This is a genomic window from Paraburkholderia nemoris, from assembly GCF_905221015.1.
GTDB classification, from domain to species: Bacteria; Pseudomonadota; Gammaproteobacteria; order Burkholderiales; family Burkholderiaceae; genus Paraburkholderia; species Paraburkholderia nemoris.
On sequence record NZ_CAJNBO010000006.1, the window covers coordinates 314757 to 329554 of the forward strand.

The 14798-nt window shown below is 60.5% G+C and carries 10 protein-coding genes and 4 pseudogenes; 11 read left to right on the forward strand and 3 right to left on the reverse strand.

The window, feature by feature from the left end:
- Positions 1-369: 369 nt before the first annotated feature.
- The 3 pseudogenes from KHO33_RS12170 to KHO33_RS42910 form a co-directional block, all read left to right on the forward strand.
- Positions 370-1665 (forward strand): annotated as a pseudogene (locus KHO33_RS12170) (collagen-like triple helix repeat-containing protein); the annotation flags it as partial.
- A gap of 295 nt (positions 1666-1960) precedes the next feature.
- Positions 1961-2191: pseudogene (locus KHO33_RS42905) on the forward strand (transposase); the annotation flags it as partial.
- A pseudogene (locus KHO33_RS42910) lies at positions 2187-2498 on the forward strand (transposase); the annotation flags it as partial. The pseudogenes KHO33_RS42905 and KHO33_RS42910, both read left to right, overlap by 5 nt.
- Positions 2499-2677: 179 nt before the next feature.
- Here KHO33_RS42910 and KHO33_RS12180 read toward each other — a convergent pair.
- Positions 2678-4498 carry a DUF4153 domain-containing protein gene (locus KHO33_RS12180; RefSeq protein WP_328822799.1) on the reverse strand — a complete coding sequence of 607 codons (1821 nt, stop codon included), beginning with the start codon at positions 4496-4498 and terminating at the stop codon, positions 2678-2680.
- 387 nt (positions 4499-4885) lie between these two features.
- Between KHO33_RS12180 and KHO33_RS12185 the strand changes: the two genes are divergently transcribed.
- From KHO33_RS12185 to xylB, 7 genes are all read left to right on the forward strand, one after another.
- Positions 4886-6106 (forward strand): ABC transporter substrate-binding protein, encoded by a 1221-nt coding sequence (locus KHO33_RS12185; protein WP_200567865.1) that lies wholly within the window; start codon positions 4886-4888, stop codon positions 6104-6106.
- Between the two features lie 107 nt (positions 6107-6213).
- Positions 6214-7092, forward strand: coding sequence for a carbohydrate ABC transporter permease (locus KHO33_RS12190; protein ID WP_200567838.1), 879 nt, complete (start codon positions 6214-6216; stop codon positions 7090-7092).
- Positions 7080-7892 (forward strand): carbohydrate ABC transporter permease, encoded by an 813-nt coding sequence (locus KHO33_RS12195; RefSeq protein ID WP_054035632.1) that lies wholly within the window; start codon positions 7080-7082, stop codon positions 7890-7892. Before KHO33_RS12190 ends, KHO33_RS12195 begins: the two co-directional genes overlap by 13 nt.
- Positions 7893-7902: 10 nt before the next feature.
- Positions 7903-8937: an NAD(P)-dependent alcohol dehydrogenase gene (locus KHO33_RS12200; protein WP_200567839.1), complete on the forward strand. Its 1035-nt coding sequence runs from the start codon at positions 7903-7905 to the stop codon at positions 8935-8937.
- A 3-nt stretch (positions 8938-8940) separates the two neighbouring features.
- Positions 8941-10116 (forward strand): ABC transporter ATP-binding protein, encoded by a 1176-nt coding sequence (locus tag KHO33_RS12205; RefSeq protein WP_200567840.1) that lies wholly within the window; start codon positions 8941-8943, stop codon positions 10114-10116.
- A 44-nt stretch (positions 10117-10160) separates the two neighbouring features.
- Positions 10161-11039, forward strand: coding sequence for an AraC family transcriptional regulator (locus KHO33_RS12210; protein ID WP_200567841.1), 879 nt, complete (start codon positions 10161-10163; stop codon positions 11037-11039).
- A gap of 49 nt (positions 11040-11088) precedes the next feature.
- Positions 11089-12549: a xylulokinase gene (xylB, locus tag KHO33_RS12215; RefSeq protein WP_200567842.1), complete on the forward strand. Its 1461-nt coding sequence runs from the start codon at positions 11089-11091 to the stop codon at positions 12547-12549.
- Positions 12550-12887: 338 nt separating this feature from the next.
- Here the strand turns inward: xylB and KHO33_RS12220 are convergent, their stop codons facing one another.
- Positions 12888-13679, reverse strand: a complete 792-nt coding sequence (locus KHO33_RS12220; RefSeq protein ID WP_200567843.1) for an SDR family NAD(P)-dependent oxidoreductase — start codon at positions 13677-13679, stop codon at positions 12888-12890.
- 73 nt (positions 13680-13752) lie between these two features.
- Positions 13753-13848 (reverse strand): annotated as a pseudogene (locus tag KHO33_RS42045) (SDR family oxidoreductase); the annotation flags it as partial.
- A 105-nt stretch (positions 13849-13953) separates the two neighbouring features.
- Between KHO33_RS42045 and KHO33_RS12225 the strand changes: the two are divergent.
- Complete coding sequence (locus KHO33_RS12225; RefSeq protein WP_234477152.1) at positions 13954-14682, forward strand: formylglycine-generating enzyme family protein; 729 nt, start codon at positions 13954-13956, stop codon at positions 14680-14682.
- Positions 14683-14798 lie beyond the last annotated feature (116 nt).

The following is a 14798-nucleotide window of genomic DNA, read 5'->3' on the forward strand; positions in this document are numbered from 1 at the left end:
GGCGCCATCACAGGTACAGGCGGCGGGTCCGGCAGTGGTTCGGGAGGAGGGGCGGGGTCCGGTACAGGTTCCGGATCGGGGTCCGGCTCAGGTAACGGCACGCCGACGCCGACGCCGACGCCAACGCCGACGCCAACGCCAACGCCAACGCCAACGCCAACGCCAACGCCAACGCCAACGCCAACGCCGACGCCAACGCCGACGCCAACGCCGACGCCAACGCCAACGCCAACGCCAACGCCAACGCCAACGCCAACGCCAACGCCAACGCCGACGCCCACGCCCACGCCCACGCCCACGCCCACGCCGACGCCGACGCCCACGCCCACGCCCACGCCCACGCCCACGCCCACGCCGACGCCGACGCCGACGCCGACGCCGACGCCGACGCCCACGCCCACGCCCACGCCCACGCCCACGCCCACGCCCACGCCCACGCCGACACCCACGCCGTCGAGCGCGAACCCACTCGGCGTCGTGGTGCAGAACACCGGCAATGTCGTCACTGCGGCCGGCCAGACTGTCTCGGCCATCGGCAGCCAGATCGGTCTCACGCCGATCCCTGGCGGCAACACCGCTACCGCCACAGCGCTCGGCAGTGTGGTTTCGAATCTCGGCGCCGGAGTGTCCGCACTCGGCACGGGCGCTTTCAACGGTCTCGGCCAGCTAGGGAGCTCGACCGACCCTCTCGGTACCACCCTCGCCAGCAGCGGCAACCTGGTCTATGACGCCGGCCAGGCCGTCAATAGCGCCGGACAGCTCGTGACCAGCCTCGGCAGCGGTCCGACTGCTCCGCTCAGCCCGCTGACAACCCCGCTCGGTAGCACGATCTCCACCGTGGGCACCGCCGTCAGCAGCCTGGGCACGCAACTCGGCTCGACGCTCACTAACGGCCCGGTGCAGCAGCTCACGCAGACCCTCAGCACTGCAATCACGCCAATCACCGCGACGCTCGCGCAGACCACCCAGACCGTCGGCGACACGACAGGTTTGGGTAAGCCGCTCAATGGACTGCTGTCGACCATCGGCCACGGCCTCGACACTGCGGGCGGCCAGATCGGCAGCGCCACGGGTAATCCGATCGGCAAGAACCTGGGTAACGTCGTGACCCAGTTGGGCAATACGGTTACCTCGGTCGGCGGCCTGCTGACCACAGGCGGCTCGGGCAGCGGTAATCCGCTCGGCGGCCTGACCAGCATCCTCAATCCGGGCGGCAGTTCGTCCGGCAATCCGCTGGCACCGCTCACCAACATCCTCACTTCGCTGCCCGGCACGCTGACGGGCGGACTTGGCAGTATTGGCGGCTCGACCAATCCACTCGCACCTCTGGCCGGCACCCTGACTTCGCTGACATCTTCGCTGACCAGCGTGGTCGGAGGACCCGGCAATCCATTAGCGCCGCTCACCGGCGCCATCTCGGCAAGCGTCGCGCTGAACGGCGCGACAGGCAGCGCCAACAACCCGCTAGTACCAGCGACGTCAGTAGCATCATCGTCGACGGGCGCGCTACACGCCTCAGGCGGTTCAGGTGGGTCCGGCGCGGCCAACCTGCTCGCGCCCGTGACCGGCCTCGTCAACGCCCTGACGAGTGCGCTTGGCGGCGCCAGCGGAGGAACGCCCGGGTCATCCGGCGCCGTGCTCGGTGGGCTGACATCAAGGAAGTAACGAAGGAACCACGCATCGGGGAAAACGGCGGACCGGGCAACCGGGCCGCCGATCCGCGTAGCACTGGGCCATCATGGCTTTGCTAGCCATCGAACTATTGGCGCGCGGGACAGAAATGGTTGCCTGTAGCCGAAGGTCGTTGATAGGCCACACAGAGCCTGATGCGATCGGCAGAAGTCGGCCGATTCTGTTGAAAAAGTCGGCGGCGATGCGGAATGTTAGGTATCCCGGAAGGCATCAAACGACGGGAGTGAATCGTCATGATGGGTCGACTGGATAGCGGACAGGACAAGCTTTCTACTCGTTCAACCTCGACCACCACGTCCCGCAATCACACCTGCTGAGAGGCATCGATCGCTTTCTTGATCTACGAGATCTGCGCCAGCACCTCGCACCGTTCTACAGCCCAATGGGTCGTCCATCGATTGACCCGGAACTCATGATTCGCATGTTGATCGTGGGTTACTGCTTTGGCGTTCGGTCCGAACGACGTCTATGCGAAGAGGTGCATCTGAACCTTGTGTTCGATGAAGAATCAATGCTGTCCGAATATGTCGTTTCGCAAAATCACGCGCAGCACCCATGAAGCTGCCCGCGATGAAGCGAGGCGCATCGCGACAATCCCAGAATACAAGCAGTCTCGCCGGCAGCGAAAGAAAGTGGAAATGCTCTTCGCTCACCTCAAGCGCATCCTGAAGCTGGATCGCCTGCGACTGCGCGGTCCAAGCGGTGCTCATGATGAGTTCCTGATGGCAGCAACCGCGCAAAATCTGCGAAGAACGGCCAAGTGGCTCATGCCAGCAAGCAAGCAGATGAATCAGGCAGCTACATGACCAGCAACGGGGATCGCTGCCTGGTTCAGGTTCGCCACTTCGCTAAGCGCCACAACTCGAAAACGTGTCGCCAACTTCTGCGCCCCCAACCAAAACACGACTTTTTCAACAGAATCGGCCTACAAAGGACCGTCGCGCGCCATAGCGTGGACGTTCGCGGGCCACTCGTACGCCAGTACCTACTGTCTCGAGCACACCGCGCTGCGCGTCGGCATCGCCTCTACTTCGACGCGTTGACCATTGACCTGAATGTCTCGAAGCCGCGGTTCAACGAGCTGAAAAGTCCCCTTCGTCAAGGCATCACGAACGGCAGCGCAGTCCGGTGCGATCGAAAACTTGCCCACCAGTTGCCAATCTCCATCGCCGGCCTGGTCAAACACGTAGCCAATATTCCCGCTGTTCGGGAAGAGCACAACGTTAGATTTGTGACCGCCGGTCAGGTCGACGAGGTAAGCATCGCACTTCACTGCGCCAAAGTTCAAGCAAGCGGGGAGCATCCACTTCTGCTTGACCTGCTTCCAGTCCTTCGAGAGAAATGACGCCGGAACCGGCTGTCCGGGCGTGCGCGACACGATGTTAAGGGCGAGTGTCGCGGCATCCGGATTGGCTGCGCCCAAAACACCTTGAGCGGGCTGACGTGCGGCCTGCGTGCTCAGTTCACGAACGGTCGCGGCATTCGCTACGTTAGTCTCCCCCTGCAGGCGCGCGAGTGCCTGCAATCCGTATCTCGCGGATCTGTACCGCAAAAAGCTGTAATCGAATTTCTCGGGCGCAACCTTGCTCGCGAGGAGACGGTCGACCTGGCTGTTCGCCGACAGACGTGCCGGATCAGCCAACGGCGTGAATACAGCAACGAGGACAGCGACTGATACCCACGCCGTGATCACGTTCACGGGCGCGATTCTCGCGAGGGTGTCGGTGCGAGCAAGCGCCGCCCACGCATAGCCGATGGCATAGAAGTAAGCCACGAACGTGCCTGCACAGGCCAAAATGCGGTGCGGCGTGAACCCATACTGCTCGATCCGCAGCGCGAGCGCGTAAGTTGCAAGTATCACCAGCACGGGAAGCATCAGACATGAAATTCTCATGCAGACACGCAGTACTCGCGGTGCGGGATCGGAGCCCGGGCCGCCCTTGAACACAGCGTTCACGAGAACGATTTTTAACGCCGCGACGCCAAGCAGGATCCACGTAGCAGACCGCGTGGCCCATAGCAATCCGAGTCCGGTGAACGGCAGGGATGCGAGGAATCCGCCAACAATCACAACGAGGATCAGGAGCAGCCACGAGAGCAGCGACAGGGCAAGCGTGCGCGAGCCCCGGATGATGTCTGGCCTCACATCGGTGATGTGCAGGGCTGAGGCAAACGCCATCGCGCTCACGGGAATGTTGAACCACGATTCGCGCAGGAGTTGCTCGAGAAAATGCAACTTCAGCAGCAGGAAGAGCGCGGCGCCCAACCAGAGCACAAGAAAGAGCGCACAGACGAACAACCCTGACAGGCAGACCTGCAGCCCAAGTTTCCAGCTGAGTTCGAAGTACGACTCGTACGGGGCAAACCATGACCTTGCAGCCTCGCCGGCGAGAATGAGGCAATAAGCGATAAATACAATCTCGCCGCTGTAGAAGGTCACTGCCATTGACGGCAGCGGGACCCCGGTGTGGCCGAAGGCTTGCACTCCAACAAGTTCAGCGCCTGCGGATCGCCACGCGTCGTGATAGCCAAGCATTGCCACCACTGCGGCGAGCACGACGGCCCACATCGCGAGCCGAGTCCCCCTCATTCGTTGCAGGCCCATGATGAACACCGGCGGGATGAATAGGGTAACAAGAAGCAGCGGGAAAAACAGAAGCGGGATAGTTGCGATGCCGCTGCGATTATGCGCAGCGTTCAGGAGCACATACAGTACTAATCCCTGGAAAATGCCGATGAGAATCCGTGGCGCAAAGAGATCCCGACCTGGAGCGGCCGGCAGCGTCCCCCGCTGATTATTGTGCATCCCCAACCCCCGTGCTCTCGAATATATTTTCTTTTACGGCCGCGCCGGCCTGACCTCGCACGCAAACGCCGTGTTCGAGTTCAAAGCCATTATATGCGACCGATCTAGGCCTCAGTACCGGGGAGTGGACCTCCCACGGATCCGCCTCGCTCACTGACACATTTTGTGCGCCGCACCCAAAGTGCGAGCAAAAAGTATCAGCGGGTTCCGCCTTTTGCAGTGGCTGGGCATTGGCCGCGACCACTACAGTTCTCCTCACCGTACGCTCGCTCTGCTCCCAATCGCAGCGCCCGTATGGCGATACCAAAGAACATTCCAAAAGCGGAGACGAGCGTGAAACCCATTCAATTACTGACAGCTTGCGCGTTCCTGAGCGCAAGTTTTCCGATGCTGGCGACGGCACAGTCCTGCAACGTGCCCGTGCTCAAGGTGCTGGCCCAGAAGAGCCTCGGCCTGACTGTCATGGAGAAGTCGCTGCCCGACTATGAAAAGCGCAGTGGCACCAAGATTGAAATCAATTACTTTGGTGAGAACGACCGTCGTTCGAAATCACGGCTCGACGCGTCAACGGGTGCCGGTTCCTATCAGATCTATTACGTCGATGAGGCGAACGTCGCCGAGTTCGCATCGGCGGGTTGGGTCGTACCCCTGCTGAAGTACTACCCGAAAGACGCAGACTACGACGACTTCCTGCCAGGCCGCCGCGCGGTGGCAAGCTATAAAGGCGTCGCCTATTTCGCCCCGCTGATCGGCGGCGGCGACTTCCTGTTCTACCGTCGTGACCTTCTCGAGAAAGCGCATCTCCCGGTGCCGAAAACCCTCGACGAACTGGTTGCGGACATCAAGAAGCTCAACGCCCCGCCCAACATGTACGGCTGGGTTGCACGCGGACAGCGCGGCTCGGGCATGAACGTGTGGCGCTGGGCGCCGTTCATGCTCGCCGAGGGCGGCACATGGACCGACAAGAGCCAGGCGCCGGATTTCAATTCGCCGGCCGCGGTGAAGGCCACGCTGCTGTATCGGGACCTCTTCAAATACGCGCCCCCAGGCGCGGCAACGTACGACTGGAGCAATGCGCTCGAAGCGTTCCGCTCCGGCAAGGTCGCGTTCATGATCGAATCGACGCCGTTCGCCGACTGGATGGAAGATCCCACCAAATCTAGTGTCGCGGACAAGGTGGGATACGTCAGGCCGCCTGCACCGTTGCCGTCCGCTGCTTATGGTCACGGCCTCGCGATCTCTTCTGTCGGCGCCAAGGACGAATGCACGCGTCAGGCCGCAGGCAAGTTCATTGCCTGGGCGACGGGCAAAGATCAAGAGCAAGCCCGCCTTCGCGACAACATTTTTAGCGACTACAACCGCTCGAGCACGATCAAGAGCGATTACTTCCAGAAGCACGTCAAGCCGCAGATTCTCGCCGGCCTGAACGATACCAACCCGGTGACGAAGGTCACGATCTGGTCGAGCCCGCAGTGGCCGGACATCGGCGACAACCTCGGTATCGCGCTGGAGGAAGTGTTCACGGGTACGCAGCCGGACGTTCAGGCGACGTTGAACGACGCCGTTCAGTACGCTCAGGACGCGATGGAACACGGCGCGAAGAAGTAGCGTGGGCGCCCCTTGCTGCACGCTTTGCGCACCAGGGGGCAACGCAGATCCAATCGAGGTCTCACGCGAACACCAGGTTCGCGGACTCTACGCTGTTGGAGAAGTCAATGTTCAATCGGGGCAAAACCAGCCTTCCGTTCGTATTTATTGGACCGCCTCTTGCCGTGATGGCGCTCCTCGGTCTGGTTCCTACCGTCGCGGCAATCAACCTCGCGCTGAAGAATCGCGTGCTGCGCTACCCGGACAGCGAGTACGTCTGGCTGCGCAATTTTTCCCGGCTGTTCTCGGACAGACGATTCCTCAATTCCATCGAGGTGTCGGCGATCTGGGAATTTGTCACGGTGGTCGGCGCAGTCGCGGTCGGCGTTTTGATCGCGATCTATCTGTTCGAGCAGATCCATGGCCGGATGCGTAGCGTCATTTCGCTGTTGCTGATCGTGCCGGTGCTTCTACCGCGCGTGTCAGCGGCCTTCATCTGGAAGTTCATGTATTCGCCGCTCACGGGCATTCTTAGCTGGTTTCTGGGTCTGCTGGGCATCGACAACACGGCGTTTCTATCCGATCCGCACCTGGCGCTGTACGCGGTGGCGCTCGTCGACATCTGGCAGTGGGGGCTGTTCTTCGCGGTCGTCGTATTGAAACTGCTCGAGACGCTGCCGCCCGAACCGCTCGAGGCCGCCCGGCTGGACTATGCGCGCACGTGGCAGGTTTACGCGTATATCGCGCTGCCGATGCTCAAGGTGCCGATCATGAGCCTCGTGTTCATCAAGATGGTCGAATCGTTGCGCTCGTTCGATCTGGTCTACGTGATGACCAAAGGCGGCCCTGGAATCACGACTGAAACCCTCGATATGTACGCGTATTCGCAAGGCATTGGGTTGTCCGGCAAGGTTTCCTACGCGTCTAGCATGGCGGTGTTGATGATGGTCGCGACCACGCTGATTTTCACTTTCATCTGGAAGCGGGTGAACAAATGGGAAGACTGATTTCGCGCAGCGCCGCATGGTCGTTCGGCGCGGCGCTCGCCATCGTGGCCGTGTTTCCGATCTTCTGGGCGTTTCTCAATTCGCTGAAAAACCTGCTCGACATCGTCACGCCGACGCCGCGCTTCATCTTTACGCCGACACTCGACAACTACCGGCAGGTCGTGTCGAGCCCCGAGGTTCTCATCGGACTCGCCAACAGCCTTTCTATCGTCGGTTGCGCTGTCTTGCTGGGCGCGCTGCTCGGCGTACCCGCGGCTTATGTGATCGCCCGCTATCACGTGCCGGGCAAGCGCGACATTCAGTTCTTTTTATTGTCGCTGCGGTTCCTGCCGCCAGTCGCGGTCGCTATTCCCTTGATCGCGATCTGGGTCGACCTTGGGCTATACGACACGAAGCTGTCGATGGTGGTGACTTATCTGCTGGTCACGCTGTCGACCATCACCTGGTTGTCCATTCCGGTATTCCAGCGTCTGCCGCGCGAAGTCGAAGAAGCCGCCACCTTGGATGGTTACAGCCCGTACGGCGTGTTCTGGCGCATTGCTTTGCCGATCAGCGCCACCACGCTGATGGGAGGCATCGTGTTCAGCTTCGTGCTGGTCTGGAATGAACTGATGATCGCACTCGCCTTGACGTCGTCAAGAAGCGCGACGCTGCCGGTGGTTGCCTCCGCGTTCACTTCGCTCGGGCAGGAGGTGCCGTGGGGCGTGATCAACGCGTCCACGGTCCTGCTCGCGCTTCCTCCGATTATTTTCGTCGGCGTCCTGGGCCGGCTGTTGAATTCAATGCTCAAAGGCAAGTAAGGAGATCGTTTTGAAAGCCCTCGTACTCGAAGAAGCGCGTCAACTCGCGCTGCGCGATATCGACTTGCCGCTCGAAGTCGGTCCTCGCGACGTCAAAATCAAGATTCATACGGTTGGCGTTTGCGGTAGCGACATTCATTACTACACACACGGACGCATCGGACCGTTCAAGGTCGACGCACCGATGGTGCTCGGTCACGAAGCGTCCGGCACGGTGGTCGAAACGGGCAACGAGGTCACGCATCTGCGTGTGGGCGACCGCGTTTGCATGGAGCCGGGCATTCCGCAATTCGACTCACCGGCGACCATGCGCGGCCTGTACAACCTGGACCCTGCCGTGCGCTTCTGGGCAACGCCGCCCATTCACGGTTGCCTGACGCCTTATGTCGTGCATCCGGCGGCATTCACCTTCCGGCTTCCCGACAATGTGTCCTTCGCGGAGGGCGCGATTGTCGAGCCGCTATCGATCGGGCTGCAGGCCGCCAAGAAAGCTGCGATGAAACCCGGCGATGTCGCTGTTGTGATCGGTGCTGGGACGATTGGCGCGATGACCGCCCTGGCGGCACTGGCGAGCGGCGCATCGCGCGTCATTCTGGCCGACATGGTCAAGGAAAAACTGGCGCTCTTTGCCGGCAATCCGGCAGTGACAACCGTGGATGTGCGCGCGCAACGGCTCGTCGATGTCGTTCGTGAAGTCACCACGGGCTGGGGTGCCGACGTCGTATTCGAAGCGAGCGGCAGCGCGAAGGTCTACGATGATCTGTTCGATCTGCTCTGCCCAGGTGGCTGCGCGGTCCTCGTCGGCATGCCGGTCGACCGCGTGCCGCTCGACGTTGTCGCCATGCAGGCGAAGGAAGCGCGTCTCGAATCGGTGTTCCGCTACGCGAATGTGTTCCCGCGCGCGCTGGCGCTGATAAGCTCCGGCATTATCGATGTAAAGCCGTTCATCTCGCGCAAGTTCGCGTTCGCCGATGGCCTCAAGGCGTTCGAAGAGGCCGCAGCAGGCCGCCCGAACGATGTCAAAATCCAGATCGAGATGGACTGAGCCATGGCCAAAATCGTCTGCAGAGGTCTCACGAAACGTTACGACGGCGGGCCGCCGGTGCTGCACCCACTCGATATGGAAATTACCAACGGCGAGTTCGTGGTGCTGCTCGGCCCGTCCGGATGTGGCAAGTCCACGATGCTTCGCATGATTGCGGGTCTCGAAGATATCACCGGCGGTGACCTTGCGATCGGTGACACCATCGTGAACAACTTGCCGGCACGCGAGCGCAACGTCGCGATGGTGTTCCAGAACTACGCTCTGTATCCGCACATGACCGTGTATGACAACGTCGCGTTTGGTTTGCGTCGATTGAAGGTACCGGCTGCGGAGATCGATCGTCGCGTGCGCGAAGTCGCTGCGATGCTGAACCTCGACGCGTTGCTCGATCGCAAACCGCGCGCCATGTCGGGCGGCCAGCAGCAGCGCGCTGCGATCGCCCGGGCGATGATCAAGACACCCGAGGTATTCCTCTTCGATGAGCCGCTGTCCAACCTCGACGCAAAACTGCGGGCCCAGTTACGAGGCGATATCAAGCGGCTACATCTGCGCCTGAAGACCACGACGGTGTATGTGACGCACGACCAGCTCGAGGCCATGACGCTCGCCGACCGCGTGATCTTGATGCGAGGCGGGCGGATTGAGCAGGGCGGCACGCCATCTGATCTCTACCATTTCCCGCATACGCTGTTCGCCGCAGGGTTCATTGGCACACCCGCCATGAATTTCCTATCCGGAACGATCGAGCGAACGGGTGAAACCTGCTTCGTGCAGGTGCAGAACCAGCGCTGGGCGCTCGCCGGGCCGCGTTTCGCAGGACTGCAGGCCGGTCAGGCAGTGAAGCTGGCGATCCGGCCGAACTATCTGAAGGTGGCGTCTGCGGACGACGAGGCGGGCTCGCTAAGGCTTCGCGGCAAAGTGGAGCTGATCGAACTGCTGGGCGCGGAGGCGCTGGTCACGTTCGAATTCGCCGGTGAACGCCTGGCCGCCCTGGTGCCGGCGCATGAGCTTCCCGAATTGGATAGCGTGGTAACGTTTCAGTTCAAAACCGCTGACCTGCACGTTTTTGACGCCCAGACGGAGCAAAACGTTTCATTGCCCGTTTCTCAAGGCAGCAGAACAACACTCGCCAGCCCGCCACATCAAGGCGTGGGCGTACAGGGAGCGGCTTTGCATTAACACAAGAAGACGCGGCGTCGAGACGGCCGGGAAGGAGAAGCGGTATGAATCCAGATCTGGAGTTGGTGTACACACGAAGGGACGAGTCGTTCCGTGCCTGGGTGCACGACTATCCGCATACGGTGGCGAAATGGCACTTTCATCCGGAGTATGAGATTCACGTCATCCGGGCGTCGACCGGCAAGTTTTTTGTCGGCGATTTCATCGGAGACTTCGCACCGGGCAACCTGGTGATCACCGGACCGAATTTGCCGCACAACTGGATTAGCGAAGTCGGCGAGCGCGACACCGTGCCGTCACGCGACGTGGTTCTCCAGTTTTCGCGTGACGCGGTTGAACGCATGGCGACCGCGTTCACCGAATTGCACTCGATCGTAGGCCTTGTCGACGATGCGGCACGCGGCATCCAGTTTCCGGATGCAGTGGGCCTGGCCATTGCGCCCATGATGCTGGAGCTTGCGGTTTCACACGGTTGCCGCCGCGTCGAATTGTTGATGGCGATCTTCGACAGGTTGTCGTCGTGCACCGAGCGCACCCTGCTGGCGGGACCCGCATACGACGTCAACGCACATCGTTACATGCAGTCCACGATCAACCAGGTGCTCTCGTACATTCAGCAGAACCTTCCGGGCACCTTGCGCGAGGCGGATGTCGCCGAGCTTGCCGGCATGAGCGTCAGCACGTTCACACGCTTTTTCCGGCGACATACCGGGTGTACGTTTGTGCAGTACCAGAACCGGCTGCGGATCAACGAAGCGTGTGAACTGCTGATGTGTTCGACGCTTAGCGTGACAGAGATCTGCTACCGCGTTGGCTTTAACAATCTGTCGAACTTCAATCGTCAATTCCTTTCAACGAAGGCGATGCCGCCATCGAAGTTTCGCGCGCTGCATCAGCTTAACGAACACATGATCGCGGCTTGACGTTTTGCTTCTGCAAGACGAGCCCGCCGCAAGAACCAGGACGACACTCTTGACTTTCCTTGGAATCGACCTTGGGACCTCCGAGGTAAAAGCGTTACTCACAGACGACGAATCGCACACGATCGCCACCGGCAGTGCACGGCTTGAAGTCGAGAAAATTCATCCTCACTGGTCCGAACAGAGTCCGCAGGCGTGGTGGCACGCCACACTGGATGCCATCGCGCAGGTACGGGCGTCGAATCCCGCGGGCTTTTCGGCGCTACGCGGGATTGGGTTATCCGGACAGATGCATGGCGCGACCCTGCTCGATCGCGCCGGACAGGTGTTACGCCCGGCGATCCTGTGGAACGACACCCGGGCGTTTGCCGAATGTGTGGAGCTCGAAGCGCTGGTTCCAGAGTCGCGCTCGATTACCGGCAACCTGGCGATGCCGGGTTTCACCGCGCCGAAACTGCTCTGGCTGTCTAAATACGAACCGGCTGTGTTCCGCGCAGCGCATAAGGTCCTGTTGCCGAAGGACTACGTGGCGTGGCGGCTAACGGGCGAGTTCGTCTCCGACATGTCCGATGCATCGGGCACGCTGTGGCTCGACGTCGCGAAGCGTGACTGGTCGGACAGGATGCTGTCTGCGACCGGCCTTTCTCGTGAGCATATGCCGCGGCTGGTGGAAGGTAGCGAGGCTGCGGCACAGTTGAACGATACTTTGCGGCGCGAATGGGGCATTGCTGGTCCTGTGCTGCTGTGTGGCGGTGCGGGTGATAACGCGGCCAGTGCGATTGGTATGGGTGTTGCCGAGGCCGGTAGCGCGTTTCTGTCGTTGGGTACGTCTGGTGTGCTGTTTGCCGGGACGGACAGGTTTGCGCCGAATCCTGCACAGGCGGTGCACGCGTTTTGCCATTGCTTGCCGGACCGCTGGCATCAGATGAGTGTGATCCTGTCGGCGGCTTCGAGTCTCGCCTGGTTGTCGGATGTGCTTAAAAGGGACGTCGCCGAGCTTGCGGGCTTGGCTGAGAAAGCGGATGCGCGGGACGCGCCGTTGTTTCTGCCGTATCTGAGCGGCGAGCGTACGCCTCACAATGACGCGAATGCTAAGGGCGTGTTTTGGGGACTAACGGGTGCTCATGGTGAGGCCGAGCTTGCGTATAGCGTGATGGAAGGTGTGGCTTTTGCGATGGCCGATGGTTACGCGGCGCTACAAGGTGCTGGGACGACGTTGGAGACGGCGTCTTTTATTGGTGGTGGGTCGCGTAGCCGGTTCTGGGCGAAGCTTTGCGCAACGGCGACTGGGGTTGCGATGCGCCGTCATGATGGTGGAGATGTCGGCGCCGCTTTGGGCGCGGCGCGCCTTGCGCGGTTGGCTGTGACGGAGGAGAACGTTGCGGAGGTGTGTGCGGCTCCGGCAACGATTGAGGTATGTGAGCCGGATGCAGGGCAGCGGACTGTGATCGGGGATCGGCTTGCGCGGTATCGCAGGATATATGGGGCGCTTGCGGATGAGTTTTCTAGATGACCTTGCCCCCGAAAAACGAATCCCTTGCTGAGTGTGTAAACTCAAGCAAGGAGAAGAAACGATGACGGTCAAGGCAAAGCGGGCGCAGTACACGCTCGAATTCAAACTGGAAGCAGTCCGACTGGTGAAGAACGGCCAGAGTCTGGCTGCGGTGTCGGCGACTTAACGAGCGACTACGAAAAACACTATACTTCCAGACACCGGCCGAACAGTTCTATCAATGTATTGCGTCGACCGGTTGAATCCAAGCACAAAAGAAGCGCTTCAGCCGGGCCGGTCGCGTCGGAGCATTGATCGGGAAAAGCGTGTGGAGGAGCCGGCTCAATGCCGGCGTGGGTCTAGAAGGTGCTCTTTATAACGCCTCCGTCGGCCCGCAACGCTGCTCCCGTCGTGGCTGACGAAAGCGGGCTGGCGATATAGGCCACGAGCGACGCGATTTCCTGCGGCGAACTGAATCGCTTGATGAGCGATGTAGGACGGACCTTCTCGAAGAACTCCTTCTCGAACGCTTCAAACGATTTGCCGTCGGCCTTTGCAAGGGTCTCCACGAATTCACCTACTCCCCGCGATTTCGTCGGCCCCGGCAGCACGCTATTGACTGTGATGCCGGTGCCGGCAACGGCTTCGGCTAGTCCGCGCGAAACCGCCAGCTGCGCGGTTTTCGTCATCCCGTAGTGGATCATTTCAGTTGGAATCTGCACTGCGCTTTCGCTTGAAATGAAAATGATGCGCCCCCAGTTGGCCCGCCTCATCGCAGGCAAAAACAAGCGAGCGAGGCGTACCCCACTCAAGACATTGACGTCGAAGAACCGCTGCCAGTCCGCGTCGGGGATCTCTTCAAACGGCTTGGGCTCGAAGATGCCCAGGTTATTGACCAGAATTTCCACGTCCGGATAGCGTCGCGCGAGCTCTTCGGCTGAAGCGGCCGTACTGAGATCGCCCGCAAATCCCTGCACGTCGCTGCCGGTCTCCGCTTTCAGTTGCGCGACCACGTCATCCACGGATGACTGGGTGCGCCCGTTCACGATCACGCGAGCGCCTTCCTGCGCCAACGTGCTGGCGATAGCGAAACCGATGCCTGCAGTGCTCCCGCTCACCAGGGCTAGTTTGCCTGTCAGATTCAGGTCCATGAGTGATTTCCTTTCAGTGGATGAAGTAAAAATAGCGACATCGGTTCCTGTACGTCGGACGCCGCCAGGAAGTTCACGTACGTGTAATCGATGCACCACCATTGACCAATGGTGCGGTGCCGGTCACAAAAGACGAATCGTCCGACGCGAGATACAGCACCGAAAGCGCGCGCTTTTGATCCAACGCATCTTTCGTTTTGGCGGATCTGGATACCCATTCATGCTGTTTCCGTTAATGCGAGGCAAGCCTTGTGAGACACTACATTGGAGGCCTTTGCCGCTGCAAGCAGGTTTTATCGTCACGAAGAAAATGGAACATCTGTCTGAAATACTCGATATACAAACGATACGGGTTCCCGCAGGAACCATTGCATTGAGGGACGATAGAATTGGCCGTAGATGGTCCGTCGACCTACCGCCTTTTGAGATCGGCCGCTATCCCGTCACTCAGGCGCAGTATGCGGCGGCAACCGGACAATGGCCATCGTCATATGTCGCCGCGCAATGTCCAGTAGTCAACGTGTCCTGGATTGACGCCGTCCGGTTCTGCAACATGCTCTCGAAGGCTGCCGGCCTTCTCGACTTTTATGCGTTTCACGGCGATGAAACCGGAGCTTCTCCTGTCCCAGAAAGTAACGGCTATCGCCTGCCCACCGAAGCTGAATGGGAGTACGCATGCCGCGCCGGAACAAATGGTCCGAGATACGGCGAACTCGGCGATATAGCTTGGTATAGAGAAAACTCCGGCGGCCACACGCAGGAGGTGGGTCAGAAGCAAGCAAATGACTGGGGGCTTGCCGACACGCTAGGCAACGTTTGGGAGTGGTGCGCCGATCTATACGACCCGGAAGTCTATGGTTCGTATCGCGTCTTTCGTGGCGGTGGTTGGGCTGATGCTGAAAGAGGCTGCCTTGCTACAAATCGACGTCGTAGCCATCCGACATTTGCAATCGATGATCTTGGCTTTCGGGTTGCCCGATCGCTTGACGCTCGTTGCGGGTAATCGCGCATCCAAGCAAGCGCAGCGGACATTCGAACGTCCGCCTGAGCGCGCGGTTGAACGACCAAAAGTGGCCGCGTGCTGCCTGACGGCGATCGGCGGCACGCGGCCCTAAGCGA

Excerpts from the sequence above, each read along its gene's own strand:
- KHO33_RS12195 (WP_054035632.1), top strand. The coding sequence starts at position 7,080 with ATGGGAAGACTGATTTCGCGCAGCGCCGCATGGTCGTTCGGCGCGGCG.
- KHO33_RS12205 (WP_200567840.1), top strand. The coding sequence starts at position 8,941 with ATGGCCAAAATCGTCTGCAGAGGTCTCACGAAACGTTACGACGGCGGG.
- KHO33_RS12180 (WP_328822799.1), bottom strand. The coding sequence starts at position 4,498 with ATGCACAATAATCAGCGGGGGACGCTGCCGGCCGCTCCAGGTCGGGAT.
- KHO33_RS12220 (WP_200567843.1), bottom strand. The coding sequence starts at position 13,679 with ATGGACCTGAATCTGACAGGCAAACTAGCCCTGGTGAGCGGGAGCACT.
- KHO33_RS12185 (WP_200567865.1), top strand. The coding sequence starts at position 4,886 with ATGCTGGCGACGGCACAGTCCTGCAACGTGCCCGTGCTCAAGGTGCTG.
- KHO33_RS12190 (WP_200567838.1), top strand. The coding sequence starts at position 6,214 with ATGTTCAATCGGGGCAAAACCAGCCTTCCGTTCGTATTTATTGGACCG.
- KHO33_RS12210 (WP_200567841.1), top strand. The coding sequence starts at position 10,161 with ATGAATCCAGATCTGGAGTTGGTGTACACACGAAGGGACGAGTCGTTC.